Origin of the sequence: Nocardioides sp. CPCC 206348 (genome assembly GCF_048654705.1) — a bacterium.
Classification (GTDB): Bacteria; Actinomycetota; Actinomycetes; order Propionibacteriales; family Nocardioidaceae; genus Nocardioides.
In genome coordinates, this window is the sequence record NZ_JBMCZA010000110.1 from 6,954 (window position 1) to 7,686 (window position 733).

1 protein-coding gene is annotated in these 733 nt (G+C 65.9%); it reads left to right on the forward strand.

Annotated elements, in window-relative coordinates:
- Window positions 1–733: ATP-binding cassette domain-containing protein (locus tag ACOADB_RS06200; protein ID WP_378597081.1), on the forward strand; the 733-nt coding region annotated here is incomplete at both ends.

Here is a 733-nt window from a genome sequence, read left to right on the forward strand (position 1 = left end):
CGGCAAGTCGACCCTCATCAAGATTCTGGCCGGATACCACACGCCTCAGGCCGGAGCGTCGGCGACGGTGTTCGGACGAAATCTTCACTTCGGGTCGCCGCCGTCGGGGCACGACTTGGGAATCCGTTTCATCCACCAGGACCTCGGCCTGATCGACACCCTGACGGTCGCCGAGAACCTGCGACTGGGCGAGCGCTACGCGTCCAGGCTCTGGCTGTCCGAGCGCCGTGAAGTGCGAAGTGCCCAGGCGATCTTGGATTCCTACGAGCTGGACATCGATGCGGCGGCGCCGGTCGCCTCGCTGGGAATGGCGCAGCGGACGATGGTCGCGATCGCCCGCGCGCTCCACCACGGCCCCGAGAGGGAGGGCATCCTGGTCCTCGACGAGCCGACTGCCGCTCTGACGGCTGCCGACAAGGAACTGCTGTTCCGCCTGATTCGAGCAGTTCGAGACCGGGGTTGCACGATCCTCTATGTCACGCACCGGCTTCCTGAGGTGTTCGACCTGGCTGACCGCGTCACGGTCCTGCGAGAGGGACGGCTCGTCGCCACACGCGCGGTGTCAGAACTGGATCACGACTCTCTGATCGAGCTCATTCTTGGGCGTCCCTTGGAGGCGGTCTATCCCGACCACGACCAAGCCGCCGGCGCCGGAGTCCTGGCCGTCGAGCATCTCGCCGGAGGCCGTCTTCGCGATCTCACCTGCTCAGTCAGAGCAGGTGAGATCGTCGGG